This is a genomic window from Rhizobium terricola, assembly GCF_012927355.1.
GTDB lineage: Bacteria > Pseudomonadota > Alphaproteobacteria > Rhizobiales > Rhizobiaceae > Allorhizobium > Allorhizobium terricola.
In genome coordinates this window covers 1-1,250 of the sequence record NZ_JABBGK010000016.1, presented here as the reverse complement: position 1 = coordinate 1,250, position 1,250 = coordinate 1, and the positions used below count along the sequence as shown (strand labels likewise).

Below are 1,250 nucleotides of genomic sequence, written 5' to 3'. Positions count from 1 at the left end.
GCCATGATCCGCACCATCCGCGCCGTGCTGCCCGGAATGATCGCCCGCGGCGACGGCTCGATCATCAACATGGCCTCGGTCGCCTCCTCGGTGAAGGGGGTGCCAAACCGCTGCGCCTATACCGTCACCAAGGCCGCCGTGGTCGGGCTCACCAAGTCGATCGCCGCCGACTACGTGACGCAAGGTATCCGCTGCAACGCGATCTGCCCCGGCACGGTCGAAAGCCCCTCGCTGCAGGAGCGCATGAAGGCTCAGGGCGACTATGACGCGGCGCGCGCCGCCTTCATCGCCCGCCAGCCGATGGGCCGCCTCGGCACGCCGGAAGAGATCGCCGATCTCGCCGTCTACATCGCCGGCGCCACCTATACCTCCGGCCAGGCCTTCGCCATCGACGGCGGCTGGACCATCTAATTCTCTTTCCGAAAGGACATACCCCCCATGAAACTGATGCGCGTCGGCCAGCCCGGCCAGGAAAAGCCCGCCCTCCTCGACAGGCATGGCAAGATCCGTGATCTCTCCGCCCATGTGAGCGATATCGGCGGCGCGGCGATCTCGCCGGAAGGCCTTGCCAAGATCGCCGCCCTCGACCCCGCCGCGCTGCCGGAACTGTCGGCCGACGAGCGCATCGGTCCTTGCGTTGCCGGCACCGGCAAGTTCATCTGCATCGGGCTCAACTATTCCGACCACGCCGCCGAAAGCGGCATGGCCGTGCCGCCCGAGCCGGTCATCTTCATGAAGGCGACCTCGGCGATCTGCGGCCCGAACGACGACGTGCTGATCCCCCGCGGTTCGGAAAAGACCGACTGGGAGGTCGAGCTCGGCGTGGTCATCGGCAGAAAAGCCAAATACGTCTCCGAGGCCGACGCACTCGACTATGTCGCCGGCTACTGCGTCTCCCACGACGTCTCGGAACGCGCCTTCCAGACCGAGCGCGCCGGCCAGTGGACCAAGGGCAAGTCCTGCGACACGTTCGGCCCGATCGGCCCCTGGCTGGTCACGAAGGACGAGGTCGCCGATCCGCAGGCCCTTTCGATGTGGCTGAAGGTCAATGGCGAGACCATGCAGGACGGCACGTCCTCGACCATGGTCTACGGCATCGCCCACCTTGTCTCCTATCTCAGCCAGTTCATGAGCCTGCATCCCGGCGACGTCATCTCCACCGGCACACCCCCCGGCGTCGGCATGGGCATGAAGCCGCCCCGTTACCTGAAAGCCGGCGACACCGTCGAACTCGGAATCCATGGCCTCGG

2 protein-coding genes are annotated in these 1,250 nt (G+C 66.4%); both read left to right on the top strand.

The features are described 5' to 3' along the window. A partial coding sequence (locus HHL25_RS23390) for an SDR family oxidoreductase (RefSeq protein ID WP_169595650.1) occupies window positions 1-411 on the top strand: 411 nt, incomplete at its 5' end. 27 nt (window positions 412-438) lie between these two features. Then, window positions 439-1,250 (top strand): fumarylacetoacetate hydrolase family protein (locus HHL25_RS23385; protein WP_169595649.1); only part of this gene is annotated, 812 nt, incomplete at its 3' end.